At 67.7% G+C, this 23383-nt stretch carries 17 protein-coding genes; 14 read left to right on the top strand and 3 right to left on the bottom strand.

The genetic code is table 11. The annotated features are described in order from the left end of the window. Nucleotides 1-117 precede the first annotated feature (117 nt). From purB to pilH, 12 genes are all read left to right on the top strand, one after another. Nucleotides 118-1485 (top strand): adenylosuccinate lyase, encoded by a 1368-nt coding sequence (gene purB / locus FHW78_RS13970; RefSeq protein ID WP_183641804.1) that lies wholly within the window; start codon nt 118-120, stop codon nt 1483-1485. A gap of 42 nt (nt 1486-1527) precedes the next feature. After that, nucleotides 1528-1926 carry a VOC family protein gene (locus tag FHW78_RS13975; RefSeq protein ID WP_183641808.1) on the top strand — a complete coding sequence of 133 codons (399 nt, stop codon included), beginning with the start codon at nt 1528-1530 and terminating at the stop codon, nt 1924-1926. After that, nucleotides 1923-2843 (top strand): subclass B3 metallo-beta-lactamase, encoded by a 921-nt coding sequence (bla, locus tag FHW78_RS13980; RefSeq protein WP_183641811.1) that lies wholly within the window; start codon nt 1923-1925, stop codon nt 2841-2843. Before FHW78_RS13975 ends, bla begins: the two co-directional genes overlap by 4 nt. Continuing rightward, nucleotides 2840-4018, top strand: coding sequence for a cupin domain-containing protein (locus tag FHW78_RS13985; protein ID WP_183641814.1), 1179 nt, complete (start codon nt 2840-2842; stop codon nt 4016-4018). The genes bla and FHW78_RS13985 overlap by 4 nt, the downstream gene beginning before the upstream one ends. Nucleotides 4019-4056: 38 nt before the next feature. Continuing rightward, nucleotides 4057-4923: a GNAT family N-acetyltransferase gene (locus FHW78_RS13990; RefSeq protein WP_255443360.1), complete on the top strand. Its 867-nt coding sequence runs from the start codon at nt 4057-4059 to the stop codon at nt 4921-4923. Between the two features lie 222 nt (nt 4924-5145). Continuing rightward, nucleotides 5146-7977 (top strand): 2-oxoglutarate dehydrogenase E1 component, encoded by a 2832-nt coding sequence (locus FHW78_RS13995; RefSeq protein ID WP_183641817.1) that lies wholly within the window; start codon nt 5146-5148, stop codon nt 7975-7977. A gap of 60 nt (nt 7978-8037) precedes the next feature. Continuing rightward, on the top strand, nt 8038-9252 hold the full coding sequence (gene sucB / locus FHW78_RS14000) for a dihydrolipoyllysine-residue succinyltransferase (protein ID WP_183641820.1): 1215 nt from the start codon (nt 8038-8040) through the stop codon (nt 9250-9252). Nucleotides 9253-9361: 109 nt separating this feature from the next. Then, the gene (lpdA, locus tag FHW78_RS14005; RefSeq protein ID WP_183641823.1) at nt 9362-10798 is read left to right on the top strand and encodes a dihydrolipoyl dehydrogenase; all 1437 of its coding nucleotides are present in this window, start codon (nt 9362-9364) and stop codon (nt 10796-10798) included. A gap of 135 nt (nt 10799-10933) precedes the next feature. After that, entirely contained in the window at nt 10934-11527 is a 594-nt protein-coding gene (locus FHW78_RS14010; protein ID WP_183641826.1) for a TIGR00730 family Rossman fold protein, read from the top strand. Nucleotides 11528-11599: 72 nt separating this feature from the next. Next, on the top strand, nt 11600-11743 hold the full coding sequence (locus FHW78_RS20190; RefSeq protein WP_343205571.1) for a hypothetical protein: 144 nt from the start codon (nt 11600-11602) through the stop codon (nt 11741-11743). Between the two features lie 121 nt (nt 11744-11864). Further along, on the top strand, nt 11865-12857 hold the full coding sequence (locus tag FHW78_RS14015; protein WP_183641828.1) for a YhdH/YhfP family quinone oxidoreductase: 993 nt from the start codon (nt 11865-11867) through the stop codon (nt 12855-12857). A 109-nt stretch (nt 12858-12966) separates the two neighbouring features. Continuing rightward, nucleotides 12967-13359 (top strand): twitching motility response regulator PilH, encoded by a 393-nt coding sequence (pilH, locus tag FHW78_RS14020; RefSeq protein ID WP_141453090.1) that lies wholly within the window; start codon nt 12967-12969, stop codon nt 13357-13359. Nucleotides 13360-13523: 164 nt separating this feature from the next. Here pilH and FHW78_RS14025 read toward each other — a convergent pair whose 3' ends face one another. Next, nucleotides 13524-14411 carry a DnaJ C-terminal domain-containing protein gene (locus FHW78_RS14025; protein ID WP_183641831.1) on the bottom strand — a complete coding sequence of 296 codons (888 nt, stop codon included), beginning with the start codon at nt 14409-14411 and terminating at the stop codon, nt 13524-13526. A 241-nt stretch (nt 14412-14652) separates the two neighbouring features. Between FHW78_RS14025 and FHW78_RS14030 the strand changes: the two genes are divergently transcribed. Then, nucleotides 14653-15132 carry a peroxiredoxin gene (locus tag FHW78_RS14030; RefSeq protein WP_183641834.1) on the top strand — a complete coding sequence of 160 codons (480 nt, stop codon included), beginning with the start codon at nt 14653-14655 and terminating at the stop codon, nt 15130-15132. Nucleotides 15133-15140: 8 nt separating this feature from the next. After that, the gene (locus FHW78_RS14035; RefSeq protein WP_183641838.1) at nt 15141-15869 is read left to right on the top strand and encodes a hypothetical protein; all 729 of its coding nucleotides are present in this window, start codon (nt 15141-15143) and stop codon (nt 15867-15869) included. A gap of 31 nt (nt 15870-15900) precedes the next feature. Here the strand turns inward: FHW78_RS14035 and pbpC are convergent, their stop codons facing one another. Continuing rightward, complete coding sequence (gene pbpC / locus FHW78_RS14040; protein WP_255443302.1) at nt 15901-18273, bottom strand: penicillin-binding protein 1C; 2373 nt, start codon at nt 18271-18273, stop codon at nt 15901-15903. A gap of 172 nt (nt 18274-18445) precedes the next feature. Continuing rightward, nucleotides 18446-23380, bottom strand: a complete 4935-nt coding sequence (locus tag FHW78_RS14045) for an alpha-2-macroglobulin (RefSeq protein WP_183641843.1) — start codon at nt 23378-23380, stop codon at nt 18446-18448. Nucleotides 23381-23383: the final 3 nt, after the last annotated feature.

The following is a 23383-nucleotide window of genomic DNA, read 5'->3' on the forward strand; positions in this document are numbered from 1 at the left end:
CTACGGCTGGCGCCGGGTGGTGGAACCGGCTGCTTGCGAGGGCCGCCAGCATACGCCAGGCCGGCCGGAGGCCGTCTCGCGGTAAACTAGAACGCTCCTTTTCAGCCCCACGCCCCCATGTCGGAATCCGCCCTGCTCGCCCTGTCCCCGCTCGATGGCCGCTACGCCGGCAAGGTCGACGCCCTGCGTCCCATCTTTTCCGAGTACGGGCTGATCCGGGCGCGGATCAAGGTGGAGGTCGAATGGCTGCTGGCGCTGACCGCCGAGCCCGGCATCGTCGAACTGCCGGCCTTCTCCGACGCGGCGGCCACCCGCCTGCGCGCGCTGGCCGACGGTTTCTCGGTTGCCGACGCCGCCCGGGTCAAGGAGATCGAGCGCACCACCAACCATGACGTCAAGGCGGTGGAGTACTTCATCAAGGAGCGCCTGAAGGACGACGCCGAGCTCGCCCCGGCGCTGGAGTTCGTCCATTTCGCCTGCACCAGCGAGGACATCAACAACCTCAGCTACGGCCTGATGCTGGAACAGGCCCGCCGCGAGGTGCTGCTGCCGTCGCTGGACGCCGTCGCGGCCTCGCTGCGCGCGCTGGCCCACGCCCAGGCCGGCCAGCCGATGCTCTCGCGCACCCACGGCCAGACCGCCTCGCCGACCACCCTGGGCAAGGAAATCGCCAACGTGGTCGCACGCCTGGAACGCCAGCGCCGGCAGATCGCGGCGGTCGAGCTGACCGGCAAGATCAACGGCGCGGTCGGCAACTACAACGCCCACATCGCCAGCTATCCGGACGTGGACTGGCCGGCGTTCGCGCAGCGTTTCGTCGAGAGCCTGGGCCTGGTCTTCAATCCCTACACCACCCAGATCGAGCCGCACGACAACGTGGCCGAAATCGGCGACGCCGCACGCCGCGCCAACATCATCCTGATCGACCTGGCCCGCGACATCTGGGGCTACATCTCGCTGGGCTACTTCAAGCAGAAGCTCAAGGAAGGCGAAGTCGGCTCCTCGACCATGCCGCACAAGGTCAATCCAATCGACTTCGAGAATGCCGAAGGCAACTTCGGCCTGGCCAACGCGCTGTTCGAGCATTTCAGCGCCAAGCTGCCGATCAGCCGCTGGCAGCGCGACCTCACCGATTCCACCGTGCTGCGCGCGCTCGGCACCGCCTTCGGCCACAGCCAGGTGGCGCTGGACTCGCTGGCCAAGGGCCTGGGCAAGCTGGAAGTGAACCCGCAGCGTCTGGACGCCGACCTCGACGCGGCCTGGGAAGTGCTGGCCGAAGCCGTGCAGACGGTGATGCGCCGCCACGGCCTGCCCAATCCGTACGAACAGCTCAAGGCGCTGACCCGCGGCCAGGGCATCACCGCCGACTCGATGCGCGCCTTCATCGAATCGCTGGAACTGCCCGCCGACGCCAAGCAGCGCCTGCGCGACATGACGCCGGGCAGCTACACCGGACTGGCCGAAACACTGGCCCGGAAGATCTGAGGCCGCCCGGATCCCGCACGCCGACTCCGCAGGACCGCTCCCATGCAACTGCTGATCAATCTCGACGTGCCGGATCTGGAAGCCGCCGAAGCGCTGTACCGGCAGGCGTTCGGCCTGACCACCGGACGCCGCTTCGGCGACGACGTGGTGGAACTGCTGGGCGCGCAGGCGCCCATCTACCTGATCCGCGCCGCCGCCGATACCGAGGGTGCTCCCGGCTCGCGCCGCCACTACGACCGCCATTGGACGCCGATGCACCTGGACGTGGTGGTCGAGGATCTGGACACCGCGCTGGCCACCGCCGTCCAGGCCGGCCTCCAACCCGAAACCTCCATCCGCGAAGCCCGCTGGGGCCGCATCGTGCGCCTGGCCGATCCGTTCGGCCACGGCTGGTGCCTGTTGCAGTTCGTTGGCCGCGGTTACGACGAGATCGCCACATGAAGCCATTTCCGCCGAGGATATCCATCCCGGCCGCCGCGTTCCTGCTGCTGGCCGCCCTGCCCGCCGGCCGGGCCTGGGCGGACGATGCCCCCGCCTGCCCGGCCGAGCCGCGCTGGGACGACCCGGCCAGGCCGCTGCGCCTGCATGGCAATACCTGGTTCGTGGGCACCTGCGGCATCAGCGCGTTGCTGATCACCTCGCCGCAGGGGCATGTCCTCATCGACAGCGGCACCGCCGCGGGCGGGCGCCAGGTGCTGGCCAACATCCGCACGCTCGGATTCCGCCCGGAAGACGTGCGCGCCATCGTGATCTCGCACGAGCATTTCGATCATGTCGGCGGCCTGGCCGATCTGCAGCGCGCCACCGGCGCGCCGGTACTGGCGCGCGAACCGGCCGCCGCCACGCTGCGACGCGGCGCCAATGACCGCAGCGATCCCCAGTTCGGGCAACTCGAATCCTTCACTCCCATCGCCGACGTACGCACCATCGGCGACGGGGAAACCGTCACCGTCGGCCCGCTGTCGCTGAAATCCATCCCCACGCCGGGCCATACCCCGGGCGCGGCGTCCTGGACCTGGCGCTCCTGCGACGGCGGCGAATGCCGCCAGTTCGTCTATGCCGACAGTCTCTCCGCGTTCTCCACCGACCAGTACCGCTTCGGCGACGAGCAGGCCCATCCCGGTTACGTCGCCGCCTTCCGGCAGGCCCTGGATCGGGTTGCCGCGCTGGACTGCGACATCCTGGTGACGCCGCATCCGTCCGCCAGCCGTCTGTGGTCGCGCGTCGGCCCCGGCGCCAACGAACCGCTCGCGAACACCAACGCCTGCCGCGCCTACGCGCAGTCCGCGCGCGAACGCCTGGACAAGCGCCTGGCCGAAGAAGCCGCCCCCGCTCCCGCAAACTCCCCACGCCCATGATCGAAGTCCACGCCACCGCCAAGCATTTCCTCGGCATGCCCGCCGCGCGTTTCCTCAGCGAGTACTGGCAGAAGAAGCCGCTGCTGATCCGCAACGCGTTCCCGCATTTCCAGTCGCCCATCCAGCCGGACGACCTGGCCGGACTGGCCTGCGAGGAAGGCGCGCTCTCGCGCATCGTCATGCACGATCGCGAACGCGACGCCTGGACCCTGCGCACCGGCCCGTTCCAGGAAGAGGAATTCCCCGGCATGCCGCACCACGACTGGACCCTGCTGGTGCAGGACGTGGACAAGTGGGATCCGGACGTGCGCGCGTTGCTGGCGCATTTCGATTTCCTGCCGCGCTGGCGGCTGGACGACATCATGATCAGCTTCGCCGCCACCGGCGGCTCGGTCGGCGCGCACGTGGATCAGTACGACGTGTTCCTGCTGCAGGCGCAGGGCCAGCGCCGCTGGCAGATCGACGCCGGCGAGAATCCGCCGCTCGGCTTCCGCGACGACGTCGAGCTCAAGCTGCTGCGCGAGTTCACGCCCACCCACGACTGGGTGCTGGATCCGGGCGACATGCTGTACCTGCCGCCGGCCGTGCCCCACCACGGCGTGGCGGTGAATCCGTGCCTGACCATCTCCGTGGGCATGCGCGCGCCCTCCTCGGCCGAACTGATCAGCGACTACCTCGACACCCTGGTCGCCGATGCCGACGACCGCCTGCGCTACCACGACGAGGACCTGGCGCCGCCGCGCGATCCCAACGAAATCGACGCCGCGGCGATGGCCCGCGTGGTCGAAGCGCTGAATGCGCTGCGGATGAACGATCCGGATCGCCTGGGCGACTGGTTCGGCCGTTTCATCACCACCTACCGTGCCGCCGGCGATGTCGCGCCCGCGCCGGAACAGCGCTCGCGGATCGAAATCGAATGGGATCTCGAACACGGCGCACGGCTGTACCGCCATCCGTTCTCGCGGCTGGCCTGGCGGCGCGCGCGCAAGGGCGCGACCCTGTTCTGTTCGGGCCACGACTACCCGATGCCGGTGGCGGACGCGCGCACCCTGGCCGCGGCGGAGACGCTTGACGGCCACGGCTACGCCGGCCTGTCGGCCACCGGTCGCGACGCGGTGATGGCGCTGCTCGCCCAGGGTCACTACCAGCTGGTGCTGGCCGGGGAAGAGGATTGAACACCGCCGGCTTCCGGGTCGAGCCGGTCGAGTACGCCCTGCAGCGGGACGACCTGCTGCGGGTGCGCGAGATGGTGTTCGTACAGGAACAACGGGTGCCGCTGGAAGAGGAACGCGACGCCATGGATCCGCTCTGCCGGCACGTACTGGCGCGCGATGACGCCGGCCGGCCCATCGGTACCGGGCGACTGACCCCGGAACACCGGATCGGCCGGATGGCGGTCCTGCGGGAATGGCGCGGGCGCGGCGTCGGCGACGCCCTGCTGGCCGCACTGCTGGCCGAGGCCCGCAAGCGCCATCTGCCGGAGCTGACCCTCAACGCCCAGGTCAGTGCCGAAGCCTTCTATGCCCGGCACGGCTTCGTACCCTACGGTCCACGGTTCCACGAGGCCGGAATCGAGCACCAGGCCATGCGCCGGCGCCTGGACGGCGCCACCGCCATCGAGGATCTGGCCGGGGCCAGGGCCACCCTGCTGGCCCTGGCCAGCGGCAGCCGGCGCCAGCTGCGGATCTACAGCCGGGACCTGGAGCCGGGCCTGTTCGACGCCCCGGAGGTGCTGGACGCCCTGCGCCGGCTGGCCACCCGCCCCGGCGCGGTGGAAGTCCAGATCCTGCTGCAGGACGCCGGCACTCCCCAGCGCCGGCAGGCACCGCTGCTGCCGCTGGCCCAGCGCCTGCCCAGCGTGTTCCTGTTCCGCGAAGTGCACGATCCGGTGGACCGCAACTATCCCTCGGCCTATGTCGTCAGCGACGCCGATGGCTACTACTTCCGCCCGCTGGGGCACCGTTTCGACGGCGAAGCGGACCTGGACGCGGCCGGCCGCGCGCGCCAGTTGCGCGAGGAATTCGCCCACGTGTGGGAACGCTCACGCCCCTGCACCGAGTATCGCGCGCTGGGACTGTAGCCTTCTCCTCGCGAGGTTGCGGAAATCCGCGGGAATCGCGTCGATTGTGTCCGGTTCGTCATCCGCGTGGCCCAGACTGCGCCTTTAGTCCAATACCTTTATGCCCCGTTCCCGCCTTGCGGGTATAATTTTGGGGTTGTCTTCCGCCCGCGCGGGCCCACATCGAATCCGCCGACCCCGTCCCTCCAAGACCATTCCGACAGCAAGTACCCCATCGCCATCGTGGACAATCTCCTGAAGCAGTTTGCGCAATCCTCGCAACTCAACGGAGGCAATGCCTCCTACGTCGAAGACCTGTACGAGCAATACCTGGTTGACCCGGACAGTGTGGGTCCCAAATGGAAGGCCTACTTCGACGGTTTCAAGGGCCGCGAGGCCGGTGACGTGCCCCACTCGGTGGTCATCGAACAGATTGCCGCGGCCTCGCGCCAGGCGGCGAACAATGGCCATGTGGCGGCCCCGGCCGGTGGCGACGAGCGCGAGCGCAATGTCGGCCGCCTGATCACCGCCTACCGTTCGCGCGGCCACCTGGGCGCCAACCTGGATCCGCTGGGCCTGAGCCCGCCGATGAATCCGCCGGATCTCGGCCTGGCCTTCCATGACCTGTCCGACAAGGATCTGGACAGCGAATTCAGCACCGGCAACGTGGCCGGCCAGCCGCGCATGAAACTGCGCGACCTGCTGACCCGCCTGAAGGCCGCCTACACCGGCTCGATCGGCGCCGAATTCATGCATATCTCCGAGGTCGAGCAGCGCCAGTGGCTGTACCAGCGGCTGGAAGCGGCCGCCGGCAACTATGGCCTGGACGCGGCGGCCAAGCAGCGCACCCTGGAGCGGCTGACCGCCGCCGAGGGTCTGGAGCGCTACCTGCACACCAAGTACGTCGGCCAGAAGCGCTTCTCGCTGGAAGGCGGCGATTCGCTGATCCCGCTGCTGGATACGCTCATCCACCGCGCCGGTGCCGGCGCGGTCAAGGACATCGTGGTCGGCATGGCCCACCGCGGCCGCCTCAACGTGCTGGTCAACACCCTGGGCAAGAGCCCGCGCAAGCTGTTCGACGAGTTCGAGGGCAAGTTCGAGCACGACAACAGCCTGGCGCATGCCGGCGACGTGAAGTACCACATGGGCTTCTCGGCCGACATCGCCACCCCGGGCGGTCCGGTCCATCTGGCGCTGGCCTTCAACCCCTCGCACCTGGAAATCGTCGATCCGGTCGTGGCCGGCAGCGTGCGTTCGCGCCAGGAGCGCCGCAACGACACCTCCCGCCAGGCGGTGCTGCCGATCATCATGCACGGCGACGCGGCGTTCGCCGGCCAGGGCGTGGTGATGGAACTGTTCCAGATGTCGCAGGCGCGCGGTTTCGCGGTCGGCGGCACCCTGCATGTCGTGATCAACAACCAGATCGGCTTCACCACCAGCGCTCGCGACGACGCCCGCTCCACCCTGTACTGCACCGACGTGGCCAAGATGATCGGCGCACCGGTGCTGCACGTGAACGGCGACGACCCGGAAGCGGTGGTGTTCTGCGCCAACCTGGCCTACGAGTTCCGCCAGCAGTTCAAGAAGGACGTGGTCATCGACCTGGTCTGCTATCGCCGCCATGGCCACAACGAGGCCGACGAGCCGGCGGCGACCCAGCCGCTGATGTACCAGACCATCCGCAAGCACCCGACCACCCGCGAGCTGTACGCGGCCAAGCTGGAAGGCGCCGGCGTGCTCCCCGCCGAAGGCGGCAAGGCGCTGGTCGATCAGTATCGCAACAAGCTGGATTCGGGCGAATACACCACCGAGCTGGCCAAGCAGAAGGGCGACGAACTGGCGATCGACTGGTCGAAGTACGTGTCCGGCAAGCTCAGCGATCCGGTCGACACCAAGGTCAAGCGCAAGGCGCTGGATTCGCTGGCCAAGATCATCAACACCATTCCCTCGGGCGTGTCGCTGCACCCGCGCGTGGCCAAGATCTATGAAGACCGCGCCAAGATGGCCGCCGGCGATCTGCCGGGCGACTGGGGCTTCGCCGAAAACCTGGCCTACGCCACCCTGCTGGCGGAAGGCAACGGCCTGCGCCTGGTCGGCCAGGATGCGGGCCGCGGCACCTTCTTCCATCGCCACGCGATCCTGCACGATCAGAAGACCGACAGCTATTTCCTGCCGCTGCGGCAGCTGGTGGAATCGCCGGAGCAGGCCACGATCATCGATTCGCTGCTCAGCGAAGAAGCGGTGATGGCGTTCGAATACGGCTTCTCCACCACCGATCCCAACACCCTGTGCATCTGGGAAGCGCAGTTCGGCGACTTCGCCAACGGCGCGCAGGTGGTGATCGACCAGTTCATCGCCGCCGGCGAGGCCAAGTGGGGGCGCGTCAGCGGTCTGACCCTGCTGCTTCCGCACGGCTACGAAGGCCAGGGTCCCGAGCACAGCTCGGCCCGCCTGGAGCGCTTCCTGCAGTTGTGCGCGCTGGAGAACATGCTGGTCTGCGTGCCGACCACGCCTGCCCAGGCCTACCACATGCTGCGCCGGCAGATGCGCATGACCACCCGCAAGCCGCTGGTGGTGATGACGCCCAAGTCGCTGCTGCGCCACAAGCTGGCCGTCTCCACCCTGGACGAACTGGCCAACGGCGAGTTCCAGCACCTGATCCCGGACAAGGCCGCCGACCCGAAGAAGGTCAAGCGCGTCGTGCTGTGCTCGGGCAAGGTCTACTACGACCTGCTGGAAGACCAGCAGAAGCGTGGCCAGGACGACGTCGCGCTGGTCCGCATCGAACAGCTGTATCCGTTCCCGCGTCCGCAGCTGGCCGCCGAGCTCAAGCGCTTCGGCAAGGCAACCGACGTGGTCTGGTGCCAGGAAGAGCCGCAGAACCAGGGCGCGTGGTACCAGATCCGCCACCATCTCAACGCCTGCCTGGGCGAGAAGCAGAGCCTGCACTACGCCGGCCGCCCGCGCTCGCCCTCGCCCGCCGCCGGTCATTTCGCCGAGCACGTCGAGGAACAGCTGAAGCTGGTCGCCGACGCGCTGGTCAACAAGTTCGAAAACGACGTGGTCGCCGAGTAAGCGGCGCCCGCATTCCATCCTTCAAAGCACGCCACCAAAAAAAACAGGACGCCTCCATCCATGGCCACTGAAGTCAAAGTTCCGGTTCTCCCCGAATCCGTCTCCGACGCCACCATCGCCACCTGGCACAAGAAGGTTGGTGACGCGGTCAAGCGCGATGAGAACCTCCTGGATCTGGAAACCGACAAGGTCGTACTGGAAGTGCCGTCCCCGGTCGACGGCGTGATCAAGGAAATCAAGTTCAAGGAAGGCGACACCGTGACCAGCCAGCAGTTGCTGGCGATCATCGAGGAAGGCGCGGTCGCCGCCGCCGCGCCGGCTCCGGCCGCCGAGGCCCCCAAGGCCGAAGCACCGAAGGCCGAGGCTCCCGCTGCCGCACCGGCGCCGGCCGCCAAGTCCGCTCCGGCCCCGGCCGCCGCCGGCGTCGAAAGCCTGCCGCCCGGCGCCCGCTTCACCGCCGTCACCCAGGGCATCGATCCGGCGCAGGTGGAAGGCACCGGCCGCCGCGGCGCGGTGACCAAGGAAGACCTGGTCAACTACGCCAGCGGCAAGACCGCCGGCGTGTCCGGCGGCGCACGTCCGGAAGAGCGCGTGCCGATGACCCGCATCCGCGCCCGCATCGCCGAGCGCCTGATGCAGTCCAAGAACTCCATCGCCATGCTGACCTCGTTCAACGAGGTCAACCTGGGCAAGGTCATGGCGATGCGCAAGGAACTGGGCGAATCGTTCGAGAAGGCCAACGGCATCAAGCTCGGCTTCATGAGCTTCTTCGCCAAGGCCGCCGCCAACGCGCTTCAGCGCCATCCGGTGGTCAACGCCTCGGTCGACGGCAACGACATCATCTACCACGGCTACGCCGACATCTCGATCGCCGTGTCCACCGACAAGGGCCTGGTCACGCCGGTGCTGCGCAACGTCGAGCGCCAGAGCTTCGCCGACATCGAAAAGGGCATCGCCGACTACGCCAAGAAGGCGCGTGACGGCAAGCTGGGCCTGGAGGATCTGCAGGGCGGCACCTTCACCATCACCAACGGCGGCACCTTCGGTTCGCTGATGTCCACCCCGATCGTCAACCCGCCGCAGAGCGCCATCCTCGGCATGCACGCGATCAAGGAACGCGCCATCGTCGAGAACGGCCAGGTCGTGGCCGCGCCGATGATGTACATCGCGCTGTCCTACGATCACCGCATCATCGACGGCAAGGACGCGGTGCTGTTCCTGGTCGACATCAAGAACCAGCTGGAAAATCCGCACCGCATGCTGCTTGGCATGTAAGCGCCGGGATTGGGGATTCGTGATTCGGGATTCGCAGGAGCGACAAGCGCCTGCTTCCGCTTTCGACGAATCCCCACTCCCCAATCCCGAATCCCATTGAGCGAATGAAATGAGCGAACAATTCGACGTCGTCGTCATCGGTGCCGGTCCCGCCGGCTATCACGCCGCCATCCGCGCCGCGCAGCTGGGCATGAAGGTCGCCTGCATCGATGCCGCGCTGGGCAAGGACGGCAAGCCGGCCCTGGGCGGCACCTGCCTGCGCGTGGGCTGCGTGCCCTCCAAGGCGCTGCTGGACAGCTCGCGCCAGTTCTACAACCTGCAGCACCTGTTCGGCGAGCACGGCATCAGCACCAAGGACGCCAAGATCGACGTCGCCACGATGGTGGGCCGCAAGGACAAGATCGTTAAGCAGTTCACCGGCGGCATCGCGATGCTGTTCAAGGCCAACAAGATCACCCCGTTCTACGGCTTCGGCCAGCTGCAGCCGGGCAACGTGGTCAAGGTCAAGCAGCATGACGGCAGCGAAGTCGAGCTCAAGGGCACCAACGTGATCCTGGCGGCCGGTTCGGATTCCATCGAACTGCCGTTCGCCAAGTTCGACAACGAATACATCGTCGACAACGTCGGCGCGCTCGACTTCACCGCCGTGCCTAAGCGCCTGGCCGTGATCGGCGCCGGCGTGATCGGCCTGGAACTGGGCAGCGTGTGGAAGCGCCTGGGCGCCGAAGTCACCATCCTGGAAGCCCTCCCCGATTTCCTCGCCGTCGCCGATGCCGAAGTGGCCAAGACCGCGGCGCGCGAATTCAAGAAGCAGGGCTTGGATATCCGCCTCGGCGCCAAGGTCAGCAAGACCGAAATCACCGGCAAGGGCAAGACCAAGGAAGTCGTGGTCACCTACACCGATGCGGAAGGCGAGAAGACCCTGACCGTGGACAAGCTGCTGGTGGCCGTGGGCCGCCGCGCCGCCACCAAGGGCGTGCTGGCCGACGGTACCGGCGTGAAGCTCAACGAGCGCGGCCAGATCGAGGTCGACGAGCATTGCCACACCGGCGTCGACGGCGTCTGGGCGATCGGCGACTGCGTGCGTGGCCCGATGCTGGCGCACAAGGGTTTCGAGGAAGGCATCGCGGTGGCCGAACTGATCGCCGGCCTGCCCGGCCACGTCAACTTCGACACCGTGCCGTGGGTCATCTACACCGAACCGGAAATCGCCTGGGTCGGCAAGACCGAGCAGCAGCTCAAGGCCGAAGGCACCCCGTACAAGACCGGCAGCTTCCCGTTCGCCGCGATTGCCCGTGCCGTCGCGATGGGCGAGCCGGCCGGCTTCGTCAAGGTCATCGCCCACGCCGAAACCGATCGCGTGCTGGGCCTGCACCTGGTCGGCGTCGGCGTGTCGGAACTGGTGCACGAAGGTGTGCTGACCATGGAGTTCAACGGCTCGGCCGACGACCTGGCCCGCATCTGCCACGCCCATCCGACCCTGTCCGAGGCCATCCACGACGCCGCCATGGCGGTGGACAAGCGTTCGATCCACAAGGCCAATTGATGAGAGCCGGGATTCGGGGATGGGGATTGGGGATTCGCCGAGCGCATTCCCTCACCTGACCGAATCCCAATGCGGACGCCGGGCATTGCTCGGCGTTTGCTTTTTACGAATCCCCCATCCCGAATCACGAATCCCATGCGCAGTATCTGTGTCTATTGCGGCTCCAACGCCGGCAGCAAGCCCCTCTACGCCGAACGCGCGGTCGCGCTGGGTGATCGCATCGCCCGCGAGGGACTGCAACTGGTCTATGGCGGCGGCAACGTCGGCCTGATGGGCATCGTCGCCGACGCGGTGCTGGCCGGTGGTGGCGAAGTGGTTGGCGTGATTCCGGAGCAACTGGTCAACTGGGAAGTCGCGCACAAGGGCGTGACCCGGCTGGAAGTGGTCGCCAACATGCACGAGCGCAAGAAGCGCATGTTCGACCTGTCCGACGCCTTCGTCGCCCTGCCCGGCGGCTTCGGCACCTTGGACGAGATGTTCGAAATGCTGACCTGGCGCCAGCTCGGCATCGGCGACAAACCCTGCGCCTTCCTGGACGTCGATGGCTTCTATGCGCCGCTGATGGGCATGATCGACCGCATGGTCGAAGAGCGCTTCCTGCACCCGGATCAGCGCGAGGACCTGTGGCACGGCGAGGACCTCGGCGCGATGTTCGACTGGATGAAGGCCTATCAGCCGGCCCAGGCGTCGAAATGGATGGACGAGAAGCGGCGCAAGTCGCTGCGCTGAGGCGCCCCCCGGGAACGGATTCCCTGCGTCTGCCTTCCGGCTAGCCGACCACGGGGAACGCTCCACATCGGCGTGACATCCCACCTGCCCGGACGCATCTGGCAGCACAAACACGCTCAGGTTGACGGCTTCACCCGCCGCTGCCGGGTCCATACTTTGGTCTGGTACGAAGTCCACGGCACGATGGAATCTGCCATCCTGCGGGAAAAGCATTGAAGGCCTGGAAGCGGATCTGGAAGATCCAGCTCATCGAGGATGCCAACCCCCAGTGGCGGGATCTGTATCCGGACATCCTCCCATCCACCCGTCCAGATTTCCGGAACCGGAGCGTCCCCACATGACCCTGCCCACCTCGTTCAACGCCTTCCGCATCCATAACGACGATCGCGGCTACCGCAGCGGCATCGAATCGATTTCGCTGGACGATCTGAATCCCGGCGAGGTGGTGATCAAGACCGCGTACTCCTCGGTGAACTTCAAGGATGCGCTGGCCGGCACCGGCGAAGGCAAGATCCTGCGGCGGTTCCCGCTGGTCGGCGGCATCGACGTGGCCGGGCACGTGGTGGCCTCCACTGATCCGGCGTTTCATGAGGGCGACGAGGTGCTGGTGACCGGCTGCGGCCTCAGCGAAACCCGCGACGGTGGCTACGGTGAATACGCCCGGCTGGAAGCAAAGTGGGTGATTCCCTTGCCCAAGGGACTGAGCCTGCGCGAAAGCATGATCCTGGGCACCGCCGGCTTCACCGCCGCGCTGGCCCTGTACCGGATGCGGGACAACCGGCAGACGCCGGATCTGGGACCACTGGCGGTCACCGGCGCGACCGGCGGCGTGGGCACGCTGGCGGTGAACATCTTCAGCCGCGCCGGCTACGAGGTGCACGCCATCAGCGGCAAGCCAGAACACGCGGACTTCCTGAAATCGCTCGGCGCCACCGAGGTACTGGGACGCGATGCGCTGGCCACCCGGCGGCCGATGGAATCGGCGCGTTTCGGCGGAGGACTGGACAACGTGGGCGGAGCGATGCTGGCCAGCCTGCTGGCGCAGACCGTGCCCTACGGCAATGTCGCCAGCGCGGGCCTGGCCGCGACCGCCGAACTGGACATCACGGTCATGCCGTTCATCATCCGGGGCGTATCGCTCGTCGGCGTGGCTTCGGCCGGCACCGCGCGCGCCATCCGGGACGACATCTGGCGGCATTTGGCCGACGACTGGAAACCGGCCCGCCTGGAGGCCATCTGCACCCGCGAAACCACGCTGGAAGGGCTGCCGGATGTGTTCAGGAACATGCTTTCCGGGGGTTCGTTCGGCCGTACCCTGGTCACTTTCTGAGGCCGTCGGGGTCCGCCCGACGGCGTGTCCGGGAACGCCCCCGTTTCTTTCTCCCGGGCCCGCTCCTACAATCGGTGCGGGGATAATTTGGGGACACTCGGGGAACTCCATGGCACGCATTCTGATCGTCGACGATTCACCTTCGCAGTTGCTGGGCATCCAGCGCATCGTCGAAAAACTGGGGCACGAGTCCCTCACCGCCGAGGACGGCGCCGCGGGCGTGGAAGTGGCCAAGCGCGAGCTGCCGGACATGGTGCTGATGGACGTGGTGATGCCGAACCTCAACGGGTTCCAGGCCACCCGCACGCTGAGCCGCGAGGCCAGCACCAAGCACATCCCGGTGATCCTGGTGACCACCAAGGACCAGGACACCGACCGCATGTGGGGCCTGCGCCAGGGCGCCAAGGCCTACCTGACCAAGCCGTTCTCCGAGGACGAACTGGCCGAGGTCATCGAGCGCGTGTTCAACGCGCGCGAACTGCCGGAACCGCCCGCGGCCTGATTCGCCCGCATTCAAACGTGATGAAGAAAAGCAGGCCACGGCCTGCTTTTCTTTATTTGGGGGATGCGCGCATCCGTCTCATCTTGTGGGAGCGACGTCAGTCGCGATAGGCGACCGACTGGCAATCCGCGAATCGCGACTGACGTCGCTCCCACAAGAGGTTGCTACGGCTTCTCGCCGAAAGCCCGGGCCAGATCGCGATAGGCTTCCTGCTGCTCCTCGCTGGTGGCGCGCGGCGCGGTGATTTCCAGTTCGACGATTTGATCGCCCGCCGGATTGCCCGGCAGTCCACGGCCGCGCAGGCGCAGCTTGCGCCCGGCTTCCGAGTCCGGCGGAATCTTCACCTCGACCTCGCCGCCCAGGGTCGGCACGGTCATCGAGGCGCCCAGCGCCGCCTGCCAGGGCGCCACCGGCAGCACATAGATGATGTTGCGGCCATCGACCTCGAATTGCGGGTGCGCGGCGTACTCGATTTCCAGCAGCAGATTGCCGCCGCTGCCACCCTGCCCGGCCAGGCGGATGACCTGGCCCGGCTTGATGCCCTTGGGCACCTTGACTTCGAGCTGACGGCCATTGACGTTCACCCGCACGCTGCCGCCGTCGTGGACCGCCTGCAACGGCACCGCCAGCTTGGCGCGCGAGTCGCGCGGCGCGTGCGGTCCCCGCGCCTGCGCGCCGTCAGCGCGTCCACGCCGTCCGAAAAGACCCTCGAAGAAGTCGCTGAAGCCACCGCCACCGCCGGTGCTGCCGAAAACCTCGTCGAAGTCGAAATTCTGCCCGCCATAACCGCCCTGGCCGAAATCCGGCGGCGGCCGGAACTCTTCGCCCGGGCGGTAGCCGCGCGCGCGCACCTGGTCATAGGCCGCGCGCTTCTGCGGATCCCGCAGCGCCTCGTAGGCCTCGTTGACCGCCTTGAACTGATCTTCCGCGCCGGCTTCCTTGCTGACGTCGGGATGGTACTTGCGCGCCAGCCGCCGGTACGCCGTCTTGATCTCGGCGTCGCCGGCGGTCGGTTCAACGCCCAGTACCGCGTAGTAATCCTTGAATTGCATCGGGTCTCCATTGGAAAACCGCGCCGGCCGGCCACCGGCTGGACACGGAGGCCCGCGAAGCGGGCGCCACGCGTCAATTCTAGCGGCTGTCGCGCCGCTTGCCGGGCCCGGCGGCCTTCGGCTCCGGACACGAATGCCTGCCCGTGGCCGCCATGGGCCATCACACTCTTTTCAGGCACGTAACGTCCCCATCGACCGGGCGGGCTAAACTCCATTCAGCCTTCCTCACCAGGACCCGACCATGACCATCCAGATTGGCGAACAAATCCCCGAAGTCATCCTCAAGCGCATCCGCGAGGGCGTCGAGACCATCGACACCCGCGCGCTGTTCGAGGGCCGCAAGGCCGTGCTGTTCGCGGTGCCCGGCGCGTTCACCCCGACCTGTTCGGAAAAGCACCTGCCCAGCTTCGTCCAGCACTTCGAGGATTTCCGCAAGCGCGGCATTGAAGTGTTCTGCGTGTCGGTCAACGATCCGTTCGTCATGCAGGCATGGGGCAAGGCCCAGCACGTGCCCGATGGCCTGCAGATGCTCGCCGACGGCAATGCCGACCTGGTCAAGGCGCTCGGCCTGGAGATGGACGCCAGCAGCTACGGCATGGGCATCCGCGCGCGCCGCTTCGCGCTCTATGCCGAGGACGGCGTGGTCCGCAACCTCTTCATCGAGGCACCCGGCGAATACAAGGTGTCCTCGGCCGAACACGTGCTGGCGAACATCGGCTGAGCGGCTCCATGCGTCCGCGGGAGCTGGCGCTGCACGCGCGGTTGGCTGCGCGTGTTTCCGCGCCACGCCTGCAGATGGCGGTCATGGTCGCCATCACCGCGCTCTCCGGCTTCCTGGCCTCGGTGCTCCTTGCCGCAGCCGGCATGGATTCCATGTGGTTGCGCTATCCCGTCTGCGTCGGCATCGCCTATCTGGTGTTCCTGACGCAAATCCGGCTCTGGCGTCGATGGCGTGAAGCAGACGTACCGGGGATCGAGGGTCCGAGCGGCTCATCCAACGGGGAAAGCCATGGCACTCCGGATTGGTCCGGTTCCGGTGGCAGCTCCGGTGGCGCCGGGGCCAGCGCACGGTTCGAGGCTCCCTCGACGACGGGCGCAGGCGGCATGGACGCGGAGGCGGTGGACATGGCCATTCCCGATGCGAGCCTCGATATTGAACATGTCTGGATACTGCCCCTGCTCGGCATCCTGGCCGGCGTGCTGATTGCGCTCGTCTGGGTGGTCTGGAGCTCTCCCATGTTGCTGTCGGAACTTGCTCTCGACGCGGTTCTCTCCACTGGGCTGTACCGCAAGCTGAGACGAACTCCGGCCGAAGATTGGCTTTACACGACGCTGCGTCACACCGGTTGGCCTTTTGTGACCGCGTTGTTGTGTTCCTTTGTCTTGGGCGTGGCCTTGCATGCCATCGCCCCCGGTTCGACGACATTGGGTGAAGTATTCGCCATCAAGCAAAGGTGAAGTTGTACCAGGTGGGCATGACCAGACGACGCTAGTTCAAGATATTGAAATCCACCCGCGTCCATGCGCCGCTGTCGGCCAGCGCCGTCAGTGTGTGCTGGCCCGGTTGCTCGAAGTCGCGCACGAACGGGCGTGCGCCCTGGGTCTCGGCGATCCACTTTCCGTCCAGCAGCCATTGCACGCGGGCTTCGGTGCCGAGCGCGCGCAACTGCAGGCGCACGCCGTGTTCGCTGCCCGGCGCGCGCGCCAGGGTGGCGCGGTCGTTGATGCCATCGATGCGCAGTTCTTCCGCTGCTTCGCGGCCATCGTCCACGCAATCCGGCGACAGTGCCGGCAGGCGCGATTGCGCGCGGGTCTGCGCACCCAGCCACGGCGAGGCCAGCGCCGGCCAGCGGGCGATGCGTCGGGTCTGCGATGCATGCGGGCGCGCGCATTCGGCGGACAGGCGCAGGCCGGTTGTCGCGTCCACCTCGAACACTTCGGTACCCGCGCTCCAGCGGCGCGCGTCGCGCTCGGCCAGGGTGGGCGGCGTCGCGCCATCGAGCGTCCATGCCTTCATCCGTCGCTGGCACAGTTCCGGCGCGTCGGCTTCCGGCGGCAGGCCCAGCGGCCAGCAGATCTCGGTTTCGGCGACGTTCGCCGGTGGCGGCGAGGCGGCGGCGTCACCGCGCGCGCGCGGCAGGCTGTCGATGATCTCGAACATCAGCGGCAACGCGGTGACCGCGCCGTATTGTCCCGGCAACGGCGTCCCGTCCGGCCTGCCGACCCACACGCCGACGGTATGGCGGCGCGTGCTGCCCAGCGCCCACGCATCGCGGAAGCCGTAGCTGGTGCCGGTCTTCCACGCCACCCGCGGACGCATCGCGGTGTCGAACGCGCCCTGCCCGTAGCCGGGCCGCGGGTGCGATTCCAGGATCTCGCGGATGATCCATGCCGCGCCGGGCGACACCAGCCGGCGGTCCTCGCGCACATCCAGCGGCGTGTAGCGCACCCGCCCCGCCAGGCCGCCGCGGTTGAATGCTGCGAACGCACCGACCAGATCTTCCAGGCGCGCACCGGTACCGCCAAGAATCAGCGCGAGGTTCGGTGATGCGCCGCGCGGATACTTCAAGGCGATGCCGGCATTGGCCAGGCGCGCGGAAAAACGCGCCGGCCCGACCCGGTCCAGCAGATCCACCGCCGGCACGTTGAGCGACAGCCGCAGGGCTTCCGCCGCACCGATCGGACCGTTGAAGGCGGCGTCGAAATTGCCGGGCCGATAACCGCCGAATGACTGCGGCGCATCGACCAGCAGGCTTTCGGAATGGATCAGGCCGTCATCCAGCGCCAGTCCGTACAGGAACGGCTTGAGGGTCGATCCCGGCGAACGCCACGCCTGCACCATGTCGACGTGGCCCAGGCGTTCCTTGTCGCCGAACGTCACCGAACCGACGTAGGCGCGCGCTTCCATGCTGGCGTTGTCGATCACCAGCAGCGCCGCCGAGGTACGTGCCGGCAGTTGCGAGAAGTAGGCCGCCACCCGCTCCTCCAGGGTGCGTTGCAGGTCGGCATCCACGGTCGATTCGATGCGCGCCGCGCGCGGTTGCCGCTGGCGCAGGCGCTCGGCGAGCAACGCCGCCGACAGCGGTGGCTGCAGGGAACGCGCCACCACCGGTTCGATCCGCGCTTCCTCCACCTGCGCCGGTGTCCACACGCCCAGCGCCACCATCCGCGCGAGCACCTTGTCGCGCGCCGCGCGCGCGGCATCGGGGTGACGATCCGGACGCAGGCGGCTGGGCGATTGCGGCAACACCGCCAGCAGTGCGGCCTCGGCCTGTGACAGGCGGGTGGCCGGCTTGCCGAGGTAGGCCCAGCTGGCCGCCTCCACGCCTTCGATGGTGCCGCCGAACGGCGCACGCTCCAGGTACAGCGACAGGATCTCGCGCTTGGACAGGTGCGCTTCCAGTTGCAGCGCGCGCAGCAACTGCTTGAGCTTGCCCCAGGGCGTGCGCGAATGCGGATCCAGGATCCGTGCCACCTGCATGGTCAGGGTCGAGCCGCCGGACACGATCCGTCCGCGTCGCAGCCATTGCCCGCCCGCCCGCAGCATCGCCCAGGGATTGACGCCGGGATGCTTCCAGAACCAGCGGTCCTCGTAGTTCAGCAGCGCGTCCAGATACAGCGGCGACACGCTATCCGGCGTGGCCGGATAGCGCCAGACACCGTCACGATCGGCGAACGCGCGCAGCGGCGTGCCGTCGCGCGCGACCACCAGGGTGCTGGTGTCGCGCGCCTTCGGCAGTGGCGGCGGAAACAGCAGGTCAAGCAACAGCAATGACGACAGCACGCCCACCGCGCCCCAGCGCAGCACGGCCGGCCAGCGCAGCGCGCGCAAGCGCCGCCAAGCGCGTTGCCAGCGGGACATCCTCGAACCAACCATCAGTCACGTATCACGTCAGTGGCCACATCCGCACCGCACATGGGCGGGCTGCCACCGCATCCACGGTCTCGGCCCTCCTCCCGTCCCGGGAAGCAGGGAACCGGCGTCGCTCGATTTCCGCCGCCCCGGTCCCGACTCCCCATTCCCGACTCCCGCCCTACGGCTGCACGACGGTGATTGTTCCCACCTTCGAGCGACCCACGCCACGGATATCCGGCCGGTACATGTCCTCGACCAGCGGCGGAGGCACGGTGTAGGTACCGGGCGTGACCGCGCGCACCAGGTAGAACACCTTGGCGGTGTCGCCGCTGTCCAGCTTCAGCGCGGCCACGTAGCGATCATCGCGAAACTCCTCGTGCTTCACGTCCGCCGCGCTGCCGCGATCGCTGACGCTGATGCCGTCGACCACCACGTCGGCCCATTGCTTGGCGTCACCCAGGTTGAAATTCTCAATCTCCAGGCCGGCGGGCAGCAGATCGGTGAACAGCGCGTCGGGCATGCTCGCATGCGGGGTGATGCTGACCCGGACGATCAGCGCCTCGCCCTCCTTCAGCGTGCCGCCGTTCCACTCCTTGCCGTCGGTGGTGTAGTAGCGCCGTTCGATGCCGATCTGGCGTTCGTCGGCGGCCGGCGGCGTGCGCGGGATGCCGCTGACATCCAGGCTGGCGTACAGCGGCGGCTGGCCTTCCGGCACGAAACGCGCGCCGCGCGCCAGCGCCGCGTGGTTCAGGCTGCGGCCGAACACCTTGCCCGGCGCGACGGTTTCGCTTTCGCCACCCAGGGTCCAGGTACCGGACACCAGCTTCTTCTGATCCACCATCAATGCCTTGCCCAGGCGCGCCAGCGCGACCTGCTCCTGCGTGCTCAGCCACAGCCAGCCGCTGTTGCGGCGGGCATCCAGTTCGCGGCCCAGCGACACCGCGCGGCGGTCGTACTCCGGCTTGGACAGCTTGCGCTCGTGGACCAGCGCGATCATCAACGCGTCATCGCGCAGGCGGGTGCCGTAGTCGCCCAGGTAGTCGGGGCGATCACCGTTCTTGGCGAAACCCTCGGCAATCGCCTTCGCGCCACGCGTCTTGTCGCCCTGCAGCGACAGTGCCAGGCCCAGGTGCACCAGCGGCAGGCCGGTCAGGCTCTTGTTGCGCTCGTTGTCGTACAGCGCGCGCAGCGTGCCCAGCGGCGCGCGATTGACCCGCGCCAGCGCGTAGCCGGCATAGGCCTGGTTGGCGAACTTGAGGTGATCGCGCTGCGAGTAGCCGTAGAACTGCGCGCCGCCGGCCAGCAGATCCTCGTTGAGGCGGTTGAGCGCCTTCTGCAGGACGTTGTCCGGCACGGCGAAGCCGCCTTCGCGCGCATCCAGCAGGAACTCGACCACGTACGGGGTCAGGCCCGGATTGACGTAGCCGTCGTCGCCCCACATCGAGAAATGGCCGTTGGCGACCTGCATCGAGGCCAGCCGGCCGAACGCGCCTTCCATGCGTTCGCGCCGCTTCTTCGCATCCAGCCCGCCGACGCCCAGAGACTTGGCGGTGGCATCATCCAGCTCCAGTGCCGCATAGCCCTTGCTGGTGGTCTGCTCGGCGCAGCCGTAGGGATACTCGAGCGCGCCCTGCAGGGCGCTGGCGAAGGGAATCGGCGGCAGCGCGCTGACCAGCATCCGCGCATTGACCGAGCCGGTCATCAATCCGTCGGCCAGTCCGGCCCCCATTTCCACCGGCGCCATGCTGTCCAGCACCAGCGTGCGCGAGCGCAGCACCGCCGGCCAGCCGGCGCGCACCGGCAGATCGTAGCGGCGATCGACCTTGAAGCCGTTGCCGTCCACCCGCACGCGCACCTTGGCGGTGGTGTAGCCCTCGCCCGCGGTGATCGGGAAGCTCAGGGTGGTCTTGGCATCGGTCGCCAGTTTCGCGCTGCGCGCGGATTCGCCGATCGACAGCGGGCCCTCGCCGTCCACCCGCACGCTGAATTCACCCGGCTTGCCGGTGAAGTTCTGCACGTCCAGGGTCACCATGCTGCGATCGCCCGGCGCCAGCACGCGCGGCAGGCTGGCTTCGGCCACGATCGGCGCGCGCACCAGCGTCTCGCGATCGCGGTTGCCGTAGCGCTCGTCCGAATACACCAGCGCCGACACCCGCAGGGTACCGTTGAAGTCGGGCACCTTCAGGCGGATGCGCGCGTTGCCCTTGGCGTCCAGCTTCACCGGACCGGCGAACAGGTCCACGGTCTGCACCCGCGAGGTCGGCCGCTTGGCCTGCGGCAGCGCGGTCAGCGCCATGTCGCCGCCGAAGCGGATCTTGGCGCTGCCGCCTTCGAAACTCTCGATCACGCGCCCGTAGATGTCGTACGCGTCCACGCCGAGACGGCGCTGGGCGAAGAACTGCGCGTTCGCGTCCGGCACCGGGAAGCGGGTGATGTTGAGGATGCCCACGTCCACCGCCGAGACGGTGACGTGCGCGGCCTTGCCGGCCAGTTCGGGCACGCTGACCGTCACCGGCAGCTCCTGCTCCGGGCGCATCTGCTTGGGCACGGCCAGGCCGACGGCGACGCGGCGCGCCTTGCGATCCATCGGCACGTGGGCCACGCCGACCGCGCGCGCCGGGGTGATCTTGCTCGGTGCGGATCCGCCGCGGAACACCAGCGCGGTGATGTAGACGTCGTGCCGCTCCCAGTCCTGGGTGACCGGAATGGAGAAGCGGCTGCCGGGCTTGGCATCGATCTCCTGCACGTACAGCATGCGATCGGCCTCGACCATCAGCAGGCCCTTGCCGGGGTGCGGTGGCGTCAGCGTCACCTGCAAGGTGTCACCGGCCTTGTAGCCGGTCTTGTCCAGCGCCAGCTTGACCTTGTCCGGTCGCGCATCCAGCCCGCGGTTCTGATCGTCCCAGCTCCAGCCGGCGCGGAACGGATAGCGGGTGGTCAGGCCGGACGCCGGATCGAACACGTCCAGCCGGTACTCGCCCCACTCCACCGGATAGTCGATGCGCGCGGCGGTGGCGCCGGCATCGATCACCTTGGTTTCCAGATTCTCGAAGCGGCGGGTGAAATCGTAGTCCCAGCCGCCATCCTCGTCGTAGTTCCAGTGATAGTCGCGGTGCTCGCGCACCAGCGTCGCCTTCAGGCCCTTGCCGGGCTGCGGCTTGCCGGCGGCATCCACCCGCATGATCTCGAAGCCGGCGTTGCTGTTGGCATCGGCGCCGTCCTTGTCGTCGAACAGCGGACGCACGCCGACCAGCGTGTTGGCCGGCCACATGACGCGCTTCAGGGTGCGCGTCACCGTGCGGCCACCGGTCTCGTAGACACTGCCCGAAACCACCGCCGCGACTGGCGTCACCGGCTTGACCTCGGCCGGCAGCGCGATCGCCTCGCGATAGACGCCCTTGTCATCGAATTTGGCATCGACGACGTCCTTGGCTTCCTTCGGCAACTCCACGGTGGGGTCGCCGAAGAAGTAGCCCGGCAGCGCTTCCACCGGATGCTGTTCCACCGCCACCGCCAATCGCGCGGTGAAGCGGTTGCCCGCCGCCGGCGCGCCATACAGGTATGCCGCCGTGGCCTGCAGTTGCAGCGGTTGTCCAGGCTTGAGCGTGGCCTGCCCGGTGCTGTCCAGATCCAGTTTCATCCGCTCGGGCAGGAATTCCTCGATCCGCAGGGTCATGCCCTGCACCGCTTCCTTGCTGGCCGGATCGGTACGGAACTCCACCTGCCAGCGACCGGTCGGCGCTTCCTGCGGGATGACCTGCTCGAAGTTGAAGTAGCCTTGCTCGCCCGGTTGCAGGCGGGTCTCGCGGAAGGTCTTGCCGTCGGGTTGTTTCAGCCGCAGGAAGATTGGCTGGGCCTTGACCGGACGGCCGTCGAAGTCGCGCAACAGGGCCGAAAGGCGCACGGTTTCGCCGGGACGATACAGGTCGCGGCCGGACCAGGCGAACACGTCGAACCAGGCCTGCTCCCGGCCGGCCACCGCGAATTCGGACAGGTCCAGCGCCGGCTGGTTGAACGGCAGCATCGATACGTCCTGGCCGCGCCGGGCGATCAGCACGTGGCCCGCATCCAGCGTGTACTTCAGCAGGGCATTGCCATTGCTGTCGGTCTTGCCGGTCAGGAAGGTCTCGCCCTTGGCGTCCAGCACCCGCAGTTCGACCCCGCCCACGGCGGCGCCATCGCGCAGCGATGCGGTGTGGACGAACAATTGATCCTTGTAGGCACGCGTATGCAGGCCCAGGTCGCTGACGGTGAAGAACGCGGTCTCGAAATCGCCGGCGAACTTGCCGGTGCGCTTCATCACCGCGAAATACAGGCCCGGCTCCTGCAGTTCCTTGATGTCCTGGATCGGCAGGTAGGTCAGCAGGCGCTCGTTCGGCTTGCCACCGAGCAGGAAGCGATTGACGTAGACCGGCTCGGCCAGCTGCGCGATCGGCGTGCTGTCGCCGTAATCGCTGTCCAGATCCCAGCTGCCGCGACGGCCGCCGCGCTGGTATTCGGAGAAGAACTTCGGCAACGATTTCTCGTTGACCCGCAGGAACTCGACATCGACTTCCTTGACGTTGATCGAGACCACCGGCAGGCCACGGCTCTCGCGCGCCGGCAGCACGCTGCCCTGCGAGGCGAAGCCCACCGCCGGATCCAGTTCGCCGGTGTGCACGCGCTGCTTGAGTTCCTTGCCCAGGCGGCTGCCATCGGCGGCCAGCAGGTCCGCGCGCACGATCACGTCGTAGTCCTTGGCCGCCTCCACCGACGGGAAGCGCAGGATCCTGCCCTTGTCGTCCAGCACCCAGCTGCCCTTGACGGTTTCGCCGTTGGCGCCGGCCACCGCCAGCAACTGGTCGAAGTCCTGCGAGCTCACCAGCGGTCGGCTGAACTCCAACGCGATCGCCAGGCTGCCGTCGTGCTGATCCGGATAGGCGCTGGCCAGCCCGAAGCCGACCACCTCCTGCCGCTGCGCCTGCACCGCCTCGCCGCTGGCCTCGGGCAGTTGCCCGGTGTCATTGCGCTTGCATCCGGCCAGCGCGCCTAGCGCCAACAGGCCGACGAAGAGTGCGCGCAGGCCGAAGGCACGCGCGCCGCGGAAGGAAGGAGCCAACGATTCCATGTGCATTTC

The sequence above is a fragment of the Pseudoxanthomonas sp. OG2 genome, assembly GCF_014192765.1.
GTDB lineage: Bacteria > Pseudomonadota > Gammaproteobacteria > Xanthomonadales > Xanthomonadaceae > Pseudoxanthomonas_A > Pseudoxanthomonas_A beigongshangi.